This is a genomic window from Brevibacterium sp. RIT 803, from assembly GCF_016892625.1.
Classification (GTDB): Bacteria; Actinomycetota; Actinomycetes; order Actinomycetales; family Brevibacteriaceae; genus Brevibacterium.
This window is the reverse complement of sequence record NZ_JAFEMW010000003.1, coordinates 405,643-421,630: the sequence shown is the minus strand read 5'-3', so window position 1 is coordinate 421,630 and position 15,988 is coordinate 405,643. Positions and strand designations below refer to the sequence as shown.

The 15,988-nt window shown below is 60.6% G+C and carries 14 protein-coding genes; 6 read left to right on the top strand and 8 right to left on the bottom strand.

The genetic code is table 11. From position 1 onward, the window contains the following. Position 1 precedes the first annotated feature (1 nt). From JTF07_RS12240 to JTF07_RS12230, 3 genes are all read left to right on the top strand, one after another. Positions 2 to 853 carry an amino acid ABC transporter permease gene (locus tag JTF07_RS12240; protein ID WP_204234537.1) on the top strand — a complete coding sequence of 284 codons (852 nt, stop codon included), beginning with the start codon at positions 2 to 4 and terminating at the stop codon, positions 851 to 853. Beyond that, the gene (locus tag JTF07_RS12235; protein ID WP_204234536.1) at positions 846 to 1,637 is read left to right on the top strand and encodes an amino acid ABC transporter ATP-binding protein; all 792 of its coding nucleotides are present in this window, start codon (positions 846 to 848) and stop codon (positions 1,635 to 1,637) included. Before JTF07_RS12240 ends, JTF07_RS12235 begins: the two co-directional genes overlap by 8 nt. Before the next feature lie 86 nt (positions 1,638 to 1,723). Then, positions 1,724 to 2,860 carry an NAD(P)/FAD-dependent oxidoreductase gene (locus JTF07_RS12230; protein WP_204234535.1) on the top strand — a complete coding sequence of 379 codons (1,137 nt, stop codon included), beginning with the start codon at positions 1,724 to 1,726 and terminating at the stop codon, positions 2,858 to 2,860. A 103-nt stretch (positions 2,861 to 2,963) separates the two neighbouring features. Here JTF07_RS12230 and JTF07_RS12225 read toward each other — a convergent pair whose 3' ends face one another. The 7 genes from JTF07_RS12225 to JTF07_RS12195 all read right to left on the bottom strand — a co-directional run bounded on the left by JTF07_RS12225 (position 2,964) and on the right by JTF07_RS12195 (position 10,545). After that, entirely contained in the window at positions 2,964 to 4,109 is a 1,146-nt protein-coding gene (locus JTF07_RS12225) for an NAD(P)/FAD-dependent oxidoreductase (RefSeq protein ID WP_204234534.1), read from the bottom strand. After that, positions 4,106 to 5,539, bottom strand: coding sequence for a sodium:solute symporter family protein (locus JTF07_RS12220; protein WP_204234533.1), 1,434 nt, complete (start codon positions 5,537 to 5,539; stop codon positions 4,106 to 4,108). The genes JTF07_RS12225 and JTF07_RS12220 overlap by 4 nt, the downstream gene beginning before the upstream one ends. Beyond that, complete coding sequence (gene solA, locus JTF07_RS12215) at positions 5,536 to 6,687, bottom strand: N-methyl-L-tryptophan oxidase (protein WP_252199762.1); 1,152 nt, start codon at positions 6,685 to 6,687, stop codon at positions 5,536 to 5,538. Before solA ends, JTF07_RS12220 begins: the two co-directional genes overlap by 4 nt. Next, positions 6,674 to 7,384 carry a GntR family transcriptional regulator gene (locus JTF07_RS12210; RefSeq protein ID WP_204234532.1) on the bottom strand — a complete coding sequence of 237 codons (711 nt, stop codon included), beginning with the start codon at positions 7,382 to 7,384 and terminating at the stop codon, positions 6,674 to 6,676. Before JTF07_RS12210 ends, solA begins: the two co-directional genes overlap by 14 nt. Positions 7,385 to 7,608: 224 nt before the next feature. After that, complete coding sequence (locus JTF07_RS12205; RefSeq protein ID WP_204234531.1) at positions 7,609 to 8,292, bottom strand: SDR family oxidoreductase; 684 nt, start codon at positions 8,290 to 8,292, stop codon at positions 7,609 to 7,611. 88 nt (positions 8,293 to 8,380) lie between these two features. Beyond that, positions 8,381 to 9,550: a pyridoxal phosphate-dependent aminotransferase gene (locus JTF07_RS12200; protein WP_204234530.1), complete on the bottom strand. Its 1,170-nt coding sequence runs from the start codon at positions 9,548 to 9,550 to the stop codon at positions 8,381 to 8,383. Further along, the gene (locus tag JTF07_RS12195; protein WP_204234529.1) at positions 9,547 to 10,545 is read right to left on the bottom strand and encodes a LysR family transcriptional regulator; all 999 of its coding nucleotides are present in this window, start codon (positions 10,543 to 10,545) and stop codon (positions 9,547 to 9,549) included. Before JTF07_RS12195 ends, JTF07_RS12200 begins: the two co-directional genes overlap by 4 nt. Positions 10,546 to 10,682: 137 nt before the next feature. Here JTF07_RS12195 and JTF07_RS12190 point away from each other — a divergent pair, with 137 nt between their 5' ends. Together JTF07_RS12190 and JTF07_RS12185 are read left to right on the top strand one after the other, a co-directional pair. After that, the gene (locus JTF07_RS12190; RefSeq protein WP_204234528.1) at positions 10,683 to 12,005 is read left to right on the top strand and encodes an MFS transporter; all 1,323 of its coding nucleotides are present in this window, start codon (positions 10,683 to 10,685) and stop codon (positions 12,003 to 12,005) included. 51 nt (positions 12,006 to 12,056) lie between these two features. Continuing rightward, positions 12,057 to 13,682 carry an amidohydrolase gene (locus JTF07_RS12185; RefSeq protein ID WP_204234527.1) on the top strand — a complete coding sequence of 542 codons (1,626 nt, stop codon included), beginning with the start codon at positions 12,057 to 12,059 and terminating at the stop codon, positions 13,680 to 13,682. 5 nt (positions 13,683 to 13,687) lie between these two features. On the opposite strand, the gene JTF07_RS12180 is transcribed toward JTF07_RS12185, so the two are convergent. Further along, entirely contained in the window at positions 13,688 to 15,142 is a 1,455-nt protein-coding gene (locus JTF07_RS12180) for an NAD(P)/FAD-dependent oxidoreductase (RefSeq protein WP_204234526.1), read from the bottom strand. A gap of 201 nt (positions 15,143 to 15,343) precedes the next feature. Here JTF07_RS12180 and JTF07_RS12175 point away from each other — a divergent pair, with 201 nt between their 5' ends. Further along, positions 15,344 to 15,724: a cupin domain-containing protein gene (locus tag JTF07_RS12175; protein WP_252199761.1), complete on the top strand. Its 381-nt coding sequence runs from the start codon at positions 15,344 to 15,346 to the stop codon at positions 15,722 to 15,724. The last annotated feature ends 264 nt before the right edge of the window (positions 15,725 to 15,988 follow it).

Sequence of the window (15,988 nt, the reverse complement as noted above, 5' to 3'; positions counted from 1 at the left end):
CATGACTGCAGTTCAGACTCCACAGAAGGCACTCCCAGAACCACTGGCGATCCATCGCCGAAAGACTCGACTCTCGTGGATGTTCGCGGGACTCCTCGTTCTGATCGCGATGTTTGCGGCCGTCTCCGTATTCGGCAACGAGAACTTCGGATGGCCCGTCGTCGCACAGTACTTCTTCAACATTCAGATCTTGGAAGGACTGGGGAGGACGGTGCTGTTGACCGCGGTGGCTATGTCCATCGGCATCATCCTCGGTGTCGTTCTGGCAGTGATGAGGCTGTCCGACAACGTAGTCCTGCAGTCGGTGAGTTGGCTCTATACCTGGTTCTTCCGCAGCATTCCACAGCTCGTACAGCTGATCTTCTGGTTCAACTTCGCGGCGCTGTATCGCTCGATCGTCGTCGGCATTCCCTTCGGCCCGGAGCTCTTCGCTTGGAACACCAACGACATCATCACACCGTGGAGCGCAGCGATCTTGGGATTCGGTCTCAGCCAGGCGGCCTACACCGGCGAGGTCATGCGAGCCGGAATCAACTCAGTGTCTGATGGTCAGCGGCGTGCGGCCAAGGCACAGGGCATGACCCCGATGCTCTCATTCTTCAGGATCATCTTCCCGCAGGCCATGCGCGTGATCATTCCACCGGTCGGCAATGAGCTGATTTCGATGGTGAAGAACACAGCATTGGTGTCAACGATCGCGCTGGCAGATCTCCTGTACTCGGCCCAACTCATCTACTCGCGAAACTTCGAGACCATTCCACTGCTCATAGTCGCAACCCTGTGGTACCTGGTCATTGTTTCATTACTCTCGATTGGACAGCATTACATTGAAAAACACTACAACCGTGGATGACGTCGGATCGAGCAGGAATGCCCACGCTCCCCTCGTTGACATCAGCCGGGTATCGAAGTCGTTCGGATCAAACGAAGTGCTCAAGGATGTCTCACTCCAGGTCGAAAAGGGACAGGTTGTGTGCATCATCGGACCCTCCGGATCGGGCAAGAGCACACTGCTCAACTGTGTGAACCATCTTGAGCCCATCGATTCCGGCTCAATCAAAACGGCGGGACAATACATCGGCTACCGGCGTGAGAAGGACGGACTGCATAAGCTATCCGAGTATGCGGCTGCGAAGCAGAGGCGTGCGGTGGGAATGGTCTTCCAGCAGTTCAACCTCTTTCCGCATATGACGGTGAGAGAGAACGTGACCTTCTCCCAGACTCACGTCCTCAAGCGCTCGCGCACCGAGGCCACGACTATCGCTGGTGACCTCCTGGCCCGTGTCGGGTTGGGGGAGAAAGGCGACGCCTATCCGTCGTCGCTGTCCGGGGGCCAACAGCAGAGAGTGGCAATCGCCCGAGCATTGGCGCTGGATCCACAAGTCATGCTCTTTGATGAGCCCACCTCGGCGCTGGACCCCGAGCTGGTCGATGACGTTCTTGTCGTCATGAAGAAACTCGCTGCATCAGGAATGACGATGCTGGTGGTCACCCATGAACTCGGCTTCGCACGAGAGGTCGCCGATGTCGTTGTGTTCATGGCCGACGGGAAGATCGTGGAGACCGGCGATCCGACATCTGTGCTTGAGAACCCTGTCGAAGCACGCACCCGGCAGTTCATCTCACGTATCCACTGATCCCAGCGGTCGTCCGCTGTTCTCCGCGGCAGCGGGACATAGTCGCAGCTCCTCACCAATTCACCCTCAAAGAAAGAGAAACGAATATGGAATTAGACCACATTGTCATCGGTGCCGGTGTCCACGGCAGTGCCGCCACCTACTATCTATCCAAACTAGGCAAGCGGGTACTCCTCCTCGAACGAAACCAGGTCGCTTCTGGAGCTTCAGGTGGAGTCGGATACCGCGGTGTTCGCGCAAACAACAGAGATATTCGTGAACTTCCACTCATGGCCCTGGCCTATGACCTATGGCCGGATCTCAATGCTGAGCTCTCGATCGAACCCGGCTACCAGCGTCTCGGCGGACTCGAGTTGTTGAGCGACGAAGACCTGAGTGACCAAAGTGTGCGCGAGCAGATCGAAACCCGGATCGCGGTCCAGTCCTCGTTTGGAATCCCCACGGAGCTCCTCGACCGGGAAGGTTTAGACGAACTTGAGCCGGGAGCCGCCTCTTCCGTAGCCGGGGCCATCTACAGTCCTAAGGATGGGGTAGGCGATCACACCGAGGTGACCCGCGGCTATGCAGCTGCCGCCGCGCGGCTCGGGGCAGACGTTCGTGAGAATGAAGAAGTCGTCGCCATCGCCGCTGACGGTGACGGCTATACAGTGACCACTAGTGGCGGAAACGTCCATCAAAGCGCGCAGGTATTGGTCACCGCGAACAGCTATTCTCGCACGCTGTTGCGAGAATCATTCGGGCTCGATCTGCCGATCACTCGCTTCAATCCTCAGATGACGCCGGTGCGGACCCGGTCCGGATTTACCTTCTCCCACCTGCTGTCCCACCATTCGCTGCCGTTCGCGGCAAAGACGATCGGAGACGGTCAGGTGATGCTCTCTGGAGGTCGTACCGGTGATTGGGACTACTCCGCGGATGAAGGTCATCCCCGTGAGATCACCGCCCAGATGTCTGTCGCCGATGCTGCCGAGCTGTTCGAAGAATTCGTCGACGCAGAGATTGTGATGACCGATGCCTCACGAGCAGATTCACTCTGCGTCGATGGAGTCCCGATTATCGATGAGGTCCCTGGCCATCCTGGAATCCATTTCAGCACCGGGTGGAGCGGCCACGGTTTCGCAATCTCCCCGGCTGTGGGCACCCTCGTCGCTCAGTGGCTGACCACTGGTGAGAAGCCACGAGAGCTCAGACCGTTCGCGCTGGACCGGTTCGCAGCTTCGTGACTGTTCTCTTGGCTTCTACGAAGAAGCTGCCGGTGGGAAAACAGTCTGGCGCTGCCCTGATCCGGGCGGCGCCAGACTCGCGTCGGGCTCAACTGGCAGCCTCCTACTGTCGGCCGATGAAGTTATCAGGCGTCTCCGGAACGACCCCGTTGCGGAACCGGGACGGGCGGAACTCATCGAGCAGCTCTTCCTGCCCGCCGTTGAGCTCATTGGCGACCAGCCGCCCCAGCAGTGGGCCCAAGGTCATGCCGCTGTGAGTGACCAGCGAATAGACCCGGCGAGAGTCATCGAGGTAGCCGACGATGCTCAGTCCATCCTCTGGGAAGCTGCGACCGCTGAATATCACTTCTTCCACGGGGACAGGGGTTCCGAAGAGCTCATTCAGTGACGTTTCCATCACCACTCGGATCTCTTCCAGCAGCTCTGGGCTCTCGCTCTCTTCAGTCCGGTGCTCGACCGAAGGAATCTGGACGAACATGCTGCCGTCGCTTCGGGGCCGAACATTGATGCGGTCGGAGATGACGACGCGACCGAGCTCCACCTCGGTGGGGGTGGTGATTCCGAGGAGACTGTGGGTGCGCGGCCCGGGGGAGTCCAACGGAGCGACCGGCAGGGTCATGCCCGAGCGCTGCGCGATGGACCCGGACTCCGCACCCGCGGCTATGACCACTTGATCGAACGATTCGGTGCTTCCATCGACGAATGCGACGTCTGCGGACGAGGGGGTCGTGTTGATGCTCCCAACTTCGCGGATGAGGACGTCCACGCCGGACTCGGTGAGCAGGCGGTGCACCAGATCACCGAATGTGAAGTTGTCCAGATGCCCGTCTTTGGGGAAGAACAGTGCGGTGTCGTTGGGCCATTTGATTTCGGGCTCCAACTCACCCAGCTGGGCCCGATCGACTGATTCGACCGGGTACCCGAACTCCTGTGATTCCTGAGCTCGGGCCGCGTAGTTCTCGCTCGCGTCCTGCGTGGAATCGGACAGAATGCATCCGAGCTGGTGGAACCACCTACCATGTTCTGCCAACTCCTCCTGGAGTCGCTCGTGAGCCTCGACGCCTGCGGCGTTGAGGCGGTGATAGGACTCTGGGAGCTTGTGATTCGCATTGATCCAGGCAAATGATCGATGACTGGCTCCCGCGTATTTTCCGACCTTGTCGACGATGGTCACATCGTGACCGTCCTTCTGCAGGTTCCATGCAGTGACGAGCCCCAGGACTCCTGCACCGATGACGAGTGTTTTCATGAGGTGACTCCTTGAACATTGATGGCTCGACGTTGTGGTTTCCTGATGGCAAGCATGACGAGGTAGGCGACGAGGCTTCCTAGGATGCCGAAGACGGCGTACGGAATAGTAGTGGAGGCGATCTGCGAGATCGCGCAGGCTAGGAGCCCGGCGAGCATCGAGAAATACCCGACGGACACGTGGATGACCCATTTGTTCGCCAGCACCATTCCAAAGAGGAACGGAACCGCAAGCATGGCGGCCGAATATGCATAGGTGGCGACCAGCCAATTCAGCGCGGACGGATAAACGATGGAGAGAACGGCGGCCAATGCGGATACGATGACTGTCGACCACCGCGAGACTTTGACGAGGTCGGACGCCGTGTCCTTCGTTTTCACAAATGCAGGTCGGAGATCGTTGACGAGGTTAACGACGACTGAATGGAGTGCCGAGCCGGTGGTCGACACGATGGTCGCCATCAAGAAGGCTCCATAGATCGCGATCAACCAGAGCGGAAGCTCGGACAGGAACCAGCCGGCGGCCCCTTCTCTTCCGTCGATGCCGAACTGGTCGGTCATGCTGCGCACTGACAGTCCGATGACCAGTGCGTAGATGCCGGAGACGGCGATGAGGGCGCTGCTGAGATAGATTCCCTGGCGTGCCTGCTTCACACTGCTCGCGGCGAAGATTCGCTGGTAGTAGAGCTGATTCGTCAGGGTTCCGGGCAGGATTGCGAACAGCCAGAGAAGAATTGTCATTCCACCGGCCGCGGTCAGCCCCGTAGGCATCGTGATGAGATCCTCCGGAAGATTCTCCATGATGGTGGAGGGGCCGCCAGCCCGGACAATGGCATAACCGCCGACCACGATTGATGCGATGACCATGAACACGCCGAAGAAGAAGTCCGACCAGGCCACCGAGGTCAGTCCGCCTGGAAGAACGAAAGCGATGCTGACGATGGCCATGATGATGATCAGCGGTGTTATGCCGATGCCGGTCACCGCGTTGAAGAGATTCGCGAACGCGATGAACTGGGTGGTCAGCCAGCCGAAAGGGACCACAATCACGGCGAGCGCGACGAGGGTGAGCATGAGCCGATGTTCCCCGTAGAGCCTGGTGAAGACCTCGGGGATGGTCGAGAAGGTACGACGGCGCAGCCATCCTGCGAACAGCGAGATGATGAGCATGCCCACGACGACGAACAATTCGTACCAGAAGACGGAGAAGCCCCAAGCGTAGGCGATTCCAACGTGGGCGACGAGAACACCGCCACCGACTGCCGTGGCATATTGCGTGAAAGCGATGACGTAGAGCGGGAGATTCCGGCCCCCGACGACCCAGGAGTCATTGGACTTCGCCTTCTTCGCGACGCTGAAGGAGATGAACGCGCCGATGCCGATGACAAGGGCAGCAGTGAGAGAGATGAGGAGGGTAGTGCCCAGGTTCATGATCGGCTCCCCTCGAATCGGTTCGCATCCATGGCCGCGAGAGTGTCGGCCGATGTGCCCGATTCCACCATGTCGGTGACGATGGATCCCATCATGGGAGAGAACTTGAATCCCTGGCCGGACATGCCGACGGCAAGGATGATGCGGGGATCGGCATCGATCGGGCCGAGGATCGGTGTCTCATCGACAGTGAAGCCTTCGGTCCACGTCGAGACACGGATCGGGATCGGTTCGAGCCCGGGCATCAGACGGGCCACAGCGTGTTCTGCGGCCCTGACGAAATCGGGTTCGATGAACCGGGGCAGGTCTTCGACGGTGTCGAGTTCCGTCCAGGCCAGGTGATGGGGCAAGATCTTCACGGACAATCCGTCGAGGGCCGGGAAGCAGGAGAATCCGCCTTCGGCGTGGCGTCGGATGGAGACCGGCATGTGCTCGGGAGTGTGCAGCGGAACGTCCCTGGCCGGGAACCAGAGTGCGACCAAGCGTTGAGGTGTGAGGACCTTATGGTCAAAGCCCGTCAGCTCATTTGCCCATGGTCCTGTCGACACCACGACCTTGTCGAAGGCTTGGGCCCCGTTCTGGGTGTCGATCATGACAGCGGTGCTGTGGCTGCGAATGTTGAGCGCGCGAGTATAAGGATGGAAAATGGCGCCGAGGCGTTCGGCTTCCTTGCGGGCGGACAGGACGGCGGCCTCTGGACGAAAGACCCCGGAGGCCGGATCGAAGACCCCGACCTCATCGTCGTCGAGTCGGTACTGAGGGAACTCTGCTGACATGTCGGTGGCATCGAGGACCCGATGGTCGAGATCGGCTGACTGCGCGCATGAGATCACGGCGGCCACATCTGCCTGATCGGGGTGGCCGATCATCAGCCCGCCGCACATCTGCAAGACCTGCGAGGACTGGTTGTGTTCCAACTCCTGCCACAAGTCGTGCGACTTCTTCAGGATCGGAACGTATTGAGGTCCCTCTTTGTAGATGGTCCGGAAAATGCGGGACTCACCGGCGGAGGCTCCGCGGTCATTGGGAGAGTTCCATTGTTCGAACACGGTGACATCGAATCCGCGTTTGGTCAGTTGCCATGCCGACATCGTGCCGATGATGCCGGCTCCGATGACGGCGATCTTCTGCTTCTCAACTATTGTCAATTTGGCTGACCTCCAGTGTCATGTTGTGTGGATGGATGAGGAATTCGGCAACTTCGATGACGGACTCATCATTCAGGTGCGTCGTTCGCTCCTGCCGAATCACTGGTTCCTTCATCGAAATGTCCAAGGACCCGGCATCAGCCGTGTTCAGGTGGACAGCTGTGAGTACGGTGTTGGCGCGGCGCACCCGCAAACCCAATGAGTTGTAATAGGCGATGGTCGTCAGCGCCTCAAGATTCTGTGAGAGCAGTTCGGGAGCGTGCACCAAATCGATGACGCATCTCTCGAGGGCCAGAGGACGCCCATCGTTGCTCAACTTCAAACGAGTCAATAAGGCTGTGGGTTGTCCGTGATCGAACACGGACCGGCTCAGATCGAAGGACTCGGCAGAAGAGACCTGCACATTCAGGACGCGATGATCGCCGTCCACTTCCGGGCTTGTGAGTGTTGGGTCCATCATTCGGAGCAGATTGCTCCTCAGTCCCGCGGAGGCGACGACCGTGCCTGCACCCCGGCGTCTGGTCACCAACCCAGCTTCGACGAGCGCGCTCATTGCTTTCTGCACCGGGTTTCTACTGACGCCGAAGCGCTCCATGATCTCGCGTTCGGTGGGAAGCTTCTGACCGACTTTATAAATTCCGCGATGGATGTCGGATTCGATGCTCTCGCGGATCTCCAGGTGCTTCGCTGCGGCCATACTGTGACCCTAATCACCGACCTATGTCATTGCAATAGATCGAATGTAATTACTTTAAAAAACAAGCAAGGATTCCCGCCTGTTGGTACTGGGCGTGCCAAAACGTGGGGATCGCGGCAATACGTGGGGATGGCGGCAATGGAGGAGGGGGTCGATCGGAAGTGGTCACACCGCATGCCCTGTCGCTGCGCTGATGCGGCAGATGACCGGGGAACGATTAGGTCTCAGACCCCCTGGGCGACCGCCTCGGCGATTGGAGTGTCACCGTCGTGGAAATTCAGCGTCTTGCCGATAGCAGCGGGCTCACCGAGGGTCGCAGCGATGACATGAGCGACGTTGTCACGTGACGTCGATGGCACTTCCAGATCGCGGGTCTCCCCGGAGCTGTCCACGGTGATCGTCAGTGTCGCGGGGTCCAGGTTCAGGACCGAAGGGCCGAGGACCGTCCAGTCGAGATCGGTCTTCGTGCGCAGATGCTCGTCTGCCTGCGACTTCGCGTTGTAGTAGGCGTACATTCCATCGCCCTTCTCAACGCCGGGAAACTCGCCGTCGACGAGGTGGGAATTGAAGTAAGACACCATCACGAATCGGCGGATGCCCGATTTCTGGGCGGCATCCATCACGCGGATGGCAGTGTCGCGATCCATCGCCCAGGTGCGGTCCTCACCGCTTCCGCCGGCGCCCGCGGACCAGACGACCGCGTCACTGCCAGCCAGCACCTCGGCGATGGCGTCAACGTCGAGCTGTTCGACATCGGCGACGATCGGCGTCGCGTTCGCTGCCTCGATATCGGAGGACTGCTCCTCCTTGCGGATGACCGAACGAACCGTGTGGCCGGCCTTGCTGAGCAGCGGTGCCACAAGGAGCGCTATTTTTCCGTGGCCGCCGATGATGGTGATTGTCGACATATCTGCCTCTCGAATATTTGGGTGCGTCCTCTGGTCTCAATGGTGTAAAGGCAGATGAGCCTCGGTGTATTCCACAGAGGCGTTGTGCTCACCGCGTTGCGGCGAAGTCGGCAATCCGATCGCACGCCTCATTGATGGTCTCCGGAGACACGGAGAACGTCAGCCGCAGGTAGCCCTCGCCTTGGATGCCGAACGCCGAACCGGGAATGGTCGCCAGCCCATGGTTCTCGAGCAGTGCGGTCGCCGCCTCCCACGAGGTGAGTCCCCAGTCCTTGATGTTGGCGAAAGCGTAGAAAGTGGCCTCGGGGCGGAGCATGCTGATCCCGTCGATGGCCGCAATGCGTTCGGTGATGAGGTCGCGGCGCCGCGCATAGGTGTGCACCATCATGTCGACGTCGGACTGTGGACCTTCGATCGCAGCGAGAGCCGCCTCCTGCACGAATCCGGGCAGGCTCGAGGTGATTCCCTCCTGGAGAAAGGCCATCGGTGCGATGAGATCGACCGACCCGATGACGAAACCGCAGCGCCACCCGGTCATTGCATAGGTCTTCGAGAAGCTGTTGACGACGAGGAACCGATCGAAGCCAGGTCGCACCTCGGCGATGGAGGTGAACTGGGCATCGTCGAAGGTGATCTGGTCATAGACCTCGTCGGAGATGACCGTGAAGCCGAACTCCTCGGCCAGATCGGCGATGGTCTCCAATTCGGCCCGGTCCATGACCGACCCCAGGGGATTCGACGGGCTGTTGATGATGATCGCCGCGGTCTTATCGCTGATCGCGCCACGGATATCCTCCGCGCGAAGCTTGAACCCCGCATCCTCACGAACCGGCACCGGCACCGCAACTCCGCCGAGGCGGTGGATCTGTCCCACGTAGTTCGGAAAGCTGGGATCGGGGATGATTACCTCCTCACCGGGGGAGACGGTGACGTCGAGGGCGAAGGTCAGCGCCTCCATCGCACCGAAGGAGACCATGACGTTGTCGGCGGTCACTTCGCGATTCCACCGGCCCGCGTACTTCGCCGCGATCGCTGTGCGCAGCGGTGGGATCCCGGCGTTGGCCACGTACCGAGTCTGATTGTGCTCGATTCCACGGATGCCGGCGGCCTTGATGTGGTCGGGAGTATTGAAGTCGGGCTCGCCGACCGTCAGCTTCACGGCATCGGGGTGGTCCAGTGCCAGATTGAACATCTTGCGGATATTCGAGGCAGGGTAGTTCGCGGCCATGGGGGCGATGCGGCGGTAGTCGTTGGTCATTGGGTCACTCTTCCTTCTGCAGGCATCGGTGCTTGCAACGGTATCTTGACCTCCGGGCGCTGGTCTCCCGCGTCCGATTCCTCACGATCCGGCTCGGCCCGGGCAGAAGGTGAGAAGTCCAAGTTGTCGAACAGCGGCCTGGTCTGCATCCAGTCAAGGAGCGAATCGATGAAATGGTTGATGGAGTCTTCCGCATAATGTTCAGACGGCCAAGCGGCCCACTCTTCCATCGACAGCGGGGAATCGCCGTCGGCGAGCGTGAGTGCGACAAGACCGTATTTGGGCGGATCGACCGTGATGACGACCCCTTTCCCGGCTTTGACCATAGCCTGGCCAATGTGAGCACGTGAGACATCCTGCGGTGGACGGTAGTTGACGTGTGCTCGCGACAGCTGTCGGTCGAGGCTGATTCGTGTTCCATTGGACTTGTCCGGCACGATCACCGGCAGAGAGTCGAGTTCGCGGATATCGAGCGAATCACGCTCGGCCAGCTGCGAGGACTCTGGGACCTGGACAGTGAAGGGGATCCGGTAGATCATTCTAGACGTGAATTCCGGGGGCGGGACTGCTGGGGCAAGAGCGAGATCGGCCTCGCGCCGAGCCAGAGCGTCGAAGATCGTGTTTGTGGGACGTTCGACGATATTCGCCACCTCGGTTCTCGAATCGGCGACAAAGGGAAGGATCACACCTTCGGCGACCATCGTCGGGCACGCGATTGAGAGGGGAACCCGCTCCTGGCTGAAGGTCGAGATCGCCGACTCGGCTGTTCGCACCTCCTCGATGAGTCGCCGGAAGACCGGCTCGAGTTGGCGCGCCGCATGGGTGGGTTTCATTCCGGTCTTCGACCGTGTGAACAACACCGTTCGACATCGCTGTTCCAGGGCGTGGATCTGGCGGGAGAGCGCCGGTTGAGAAACGAAACGCGCGGTCGCGGCTGCGGTGGCGGTGCCGGTGTCGAAGACCGCGAGGAAACTCTCGCATGCAGCAATATCCATGCACGGAAGTTATCACACTCCTCAGTAATTAGTATTGGAGTGTATGGAAGGGTTGACCCTAGAGTGGGGCTGTCCAACGTGCATTGACTCAACCATTCGCATGTTCACTCAGCCATTCGTCAACGGAGACACCACCCATGTCAGCGACAGCTCAGACTGCCCAGAGTGCCAAGCAGCGTCAGAAACGGTCGATCACCGGCGCCTTCGTCGGCACCGCCATCGAATGGTATGACTTCTTTGCCTTCGGCACTGCCGCCGCTCTCGTCTTCAGCACCGTGTTCTACCCTGACATGGCGCTGGGATCCGGGCTGCTCGCCTCCTTCGCCACCTTCTGGGTCGGGTTCCTCGCTCGCCCCATCGGCGGTCTGATCTTCAGCCACTTCGGTGACCGAATCGGGCGCAAGAACACTCTCATCGTCACCTTGCTCATGATGGGCATCGCCACGACCTGCATCGGCCTCCTGCCCACCTACGGGCAGATCGGACTCGCCGCGCCCATCCTCCTCGTTGTCCTCCGCGCCGTCCAGGGACTCGCGGTGGGCGGTGAGTGGGGAGGCGCGGTCGTCCTGGCGACCGAGAACTCGAGCTCGGACAAACGAGGACTCGCCGGAGCCTGGGTGCAGCAGGGCTCACCCGCAGGATCGATCCTCTCGACGGCTGCGTTTATGCTCGTCGGCCTGCTTCCCGACGACCAGTTCATGACCTGGGGATGGCGAGTCCCGTTCCTGTTCTCCGCAGTTCTCGTCATCGTGGCCCTCCTGATCCGGTCTCGGGTCGAAGAATCTCAGGAGTTCACCGAGGTGAAGGCTGCCGGTGAGACCCCGAAGGTTCCCGTGGTCGAGGCCTTCAGCGTTGCCGGACTCTTCATATTCTTCGGCGTCCTCGCCTCGATCGTGGGAATCGCCTCGGCGTACTTCAACAACACGTTCATGCTGTCGTGGACGACTGGGATCCTCGGCATGGATCGCACGGTCATCCTCAATCTCATCCTGCTCGCTGCAGTCGTTCAGTTCCTCTGGCAACCCGTGGCCGCGAAACTGTCGGAGAAGTATGGGATTCAGGCGATTCTCATCTGGGGTCTCGTCCTCACCCTGATCGTCACCCCGCCGTTCTTCATGGCGATCCAGTCGAAGAACGAACTTTTCCTGGCGATCACTCTTGTCATCAACACGATCGGCGCGACCGCGTACTATGCGATGCTTGCCACCGCCCTATCCGATGCCTTCCCGGCACGGATTCGCTATACGGGAGTCTCTCTGGCCTATCAGCTCTGCGCGACGATCTTCGGTGGGTCCACGCCGATCGTCGCGCAATGGCTTCTCAACTCGACCGGAAACAGTCCTTGGTCGGTGATGGCCTTCTACATCATCCAGGTCGTGCTCTCAATTGTCGGGGTCATCGGGCTGTATCGAACGAAGTCCCGGCAGCAGTCGACGACTGCACAGACCTCATCGGTCTGACTCACTCGAAATCTGCGCCATTAGTGCGTCAAGCGAAGAAAGCAGGCAGGAATGAAGATCGACAGCATCTGGCACGGACGTTTTTGGACTGGTGATCCTCAACGGCCAGAAGCAAAGATCGTCGCCGTCCACAACGGTCGAATCATCGCCATCGACGAGGTGGACGGTCTGAGCGCGAGGGAGGAGTTCAGCTTCGGTGACGCACGTGTCATCCCTGGTCTCCATGATGCCCACCACCATACGATGGGCACAGGTGAGCAGCTCGCCAACGTCGACCTGCGCTACCCAGCCGTCAGGAACCTCGACGATCTCTATGCGGCATTGGCGAAGCGGGCGCAGTCACTGCCCGCCGGCGCCTGGGTGCGGGGTAGCGGCTACGATCAGAACCGCCTCGGCGGACATCCCACTGCCGAGGGTCTGGACAAGGTCACCGGTGGGCGCCCGGCGATCATCGAACATGTCTCGCATCACATGATCGTCGCGAACACAGCGGCGTTCGAACGCGTCGGCGCCACGGAGCGACGGAACTACGCGGACATCCCCGGCGGACGGGTCGTTCGCGACGGTGAGGGACGGGCCGAAGGTCTGCTGCAGGAGACCGCCGGTGAGCCGATCCAATTCGAAGCGGCAAAGGTCACCGAGGCGGAATCGCTCAATGCCCTGCGCCTGGCTTCCCAACAGTCGCTCGAGTACGGACTGACCAGTCTCACCGAGCCCGGGATCCTTGTCGGTGGAGCGACAGGCATCAATTCCCCGGTCCTCAACATCTACCAGAAGGCCATTGCCGAGAACGTGCTGCGACCGCGCATGACGGTCATGCCCTTCCACCAGGTCCTTCACGAACTCGAGCTCAATGCCGATGGCATGAAGACACTCGACCTGGGTATTCGTACCGGCTTCGGCGACGAACGACTGAAATTCGGCCCGGTCAAGATCGTCTCCGACGGGTCACTCATCGGCCGGTCCGCTGCCGTACACGAATGCTACTGCGGGGAGAACGCGAACCGAGGACTCATGGTCGTCGAACCCGAAGAGCTGCTGACGATCATCCCGGCCTACCACCGGGCCGGTTGGACTGTGGCCACTCATGCCATCGGTGACCGGGCGATCGACCATGCTCTCGACGGAATCGCCGCCGCGGTCGCGGACTCACCGAGGACGGTCAGACACCGCATCGAGCACTTTGCGATCGCCACCGATAAGCAGGTCGAACGCGCCGCCGATCTGGGTGTCATTCCCGTCCCGCAGGGCGTCTTCATCTCCGAATTCGGCGATGGGATCCTCTCCGCCATCGGTGCCGAACGCTCCCAGGGCACCTATCGCATGAGGTCCCTGCTCGATGCCGGAATCGTCGTGCCGGGTTCGACCGATTCACCGGTCTCCGATGCGAACCCCTTCGCGTCCATGCACGACCTCGTCAACCGGAAGACCTCCTCGGGAGCGGACTTCGCACCCAGCGAGAAGGTGACGATTGCCGAGGCGCTTCGGGCCTACACCTATGGATCCGCCTATGCCGTCGATCGGGAGAACGAGGTCGGGGCTCTGCAGGTCGGACAGCTCGCCGACTTCGTCTCCCTGAGCCAGGACATCCTTTCCGTTGACTCTCCTGAGATCTCTACGATCACTGCCTCGGCGACCGTCATCGGCGGTGAACTGCTCCACGGCGAGGCTCAATGATGTCGCTATTCGTGAAGTCCGGCCAGCCTTGAGCCGAACTGTGCGAGCAGGCTCGTCTTCTTTGCGCCGGTGATGCGTTCCCAGTCGTCGGCGAAGTTGAGGATCTTGTACATCGAGCGAATTCCCAGCCATCGGATCGGCTCCGGTTCCCACTGCCCCGAATGGTGGTCGTTCCACGGCAGAGATGTCAGTGGAGTCGAGATGCCGGCGGCCCGGTCGATCAGGGTCTTCGCCGCCAGATGTGTCGCCGTGACACCGTGGCCGGCGTAGCCGCGGGCGACACCGATGCGCTGACTGTTGTCGAAGAAGATCCCGGCACACCAGTCCCGGGTGACTCCTAGCGCGCCCCGCCACGCATGGGCCACCTCGAAGTCGAGCTCGGGGAACAGCGAACCCAAGCGGGTGCGCAGCGATTCGACCACCTCGGTGGGAACCTGACCCTGACCGGGCAGGCCGGAGCCGAATGCGTACGGTGCTCCGCGCCCGCCCAGGGCAATCCGGTCGTCCTCAGTGCGCTGAGCGTAGATGAAGGTGTGCGCGGTATCGCCCAAACATTCCCTGCCGTGCCAACCGATGTCCTCCCACGCCGAGGCGGGGAGCGGGTTGGTCGCGATCATCGACGAGAACACGGGAATGACCTGGCGTCCCTGCAACCCCGGCAGGTCGCCGCCGACGGTGTCCGAGTAGCCCTCGAGGCACACGAAGATCGTGTGCCCGGTGACCGGGCCGCGATTCGTCGACACGACGCCTTTGCCGATGTGGCCGGCGGTGGTGTCTTCGCAGATCGTCACTCCCTGAGCACGGAGCACGCGGGCGAGTCCCTGGGCCAGAAGGGCCGGGTCAATTCGGGCCGTGCCCGGGACGAACACACTGCCCTGGGCGCCATCGACCCTGATGCGTGTCCGTGTCTCCTCCGCACCGAGGAGTTCCATGTCTTGTAGGCCGTAGCCGTACTTCTGGTTGGCGTCGAAGAGTTCGTGGACTCTCGCCATTCCCGCTTCGGTCTGCGCGATGTCGATGTGGCCGCCGCGTATCTGGTGGGCGTCGATGGTCTCCCGGTCGAGCACCTCGAGGACTTCGTCGATCGAGTCGAACAGAGCCGACTGGAACGACTTCACCGAATCCACCCCGTCCTGGTCTGCCGAGCCAACCGGACCCGTGGGGTCTGTGGCTCGGGCACGGTCGACCGCCTCGGCGTACTTGGCCCGGTTGCCGGGTAACAGAGTCGAGAGCCACCCACCGTTGCGACCCGAGGCGCCGAAGCCGATGTGCTTGGCTTCGATGATGGTGATCTGCCAGTCAGGGTGGGCTTGCCGGGCATAGTAGGCGGACCACAGCCCGGTCATACCGCCGCCGACGATGACAAGATCCTGTTGTTCTGCGGGAAGTGGGGAAGGGGCGGTGGTCTCGGCGGGGGACTGCGACAGCCAGTGAGACGCCTCACCGTTGAGGTACGACATTCATTCTCTCCTGATCGTGGGTACCCGGCGAGCGATGACGGTTTGTCAGCGCTGACAGTGTACGGAATCAGTTCTATCTCATGGCTGGCGCGAAGTAAATGGTCGCGGGGTCGCGTATTGCCATATGAAATCCGCGCGGATGAGTTCTGATTTCACGATTTCCGCAGCGCAAGGAAACGGGTCCCTGGATACACTGATTCCATGAGCGCAATGGAGCCGATTGGCACCCACGATCTTCCCCTCGAGCACGAGCCTGTTGAAGACTGGCAGCGGATGGAAACTGCCGACTCGGCGGACGGCACTTCGGTCGCGGGCACGACGACAGCATTCGCAGAGTTGGGCACGATTGCCGGAGCCGAATACGGGTTGTGGGAGATGAGCGCTGGGGCGATGCGCGACGTCGAAGGCGAGGAAGTCTTCCTCGTCATCAGCGGAACCGGTCGGATCGAATTCGACTCTCCGGAACTGTCACCGGTCGTGCTGTCACCGGGAAGACTCGTCCGCCTCGAAGCTGGAATGAAGACCCGGTGGTACGTCGACGAAGCACCGCTGCGCAAGTTGTTCATCTCTCCACGCGATTGACTAGAAGCGCTCTATCTAACCGCTCGGTACGCAGCTGCAGGGTTATTGGCGCAAGGTCAGACGGGGCCGTGAACTCAATACATCAATGTCAGTGAGGATGGTTCGATTCCACCTTCCATAGGGCCTCGGCTCCATCAGAGTTACCCCGGTCAGCGACCCTGTTTAGAAGATTGCCCATATCCCCTTGGTCGACCCTGTGGCTTTGTCACATACTCAACGAGGTCTTTCCATTCTAGGCTCGACTTGTCTGAGCAGTTGAACGTA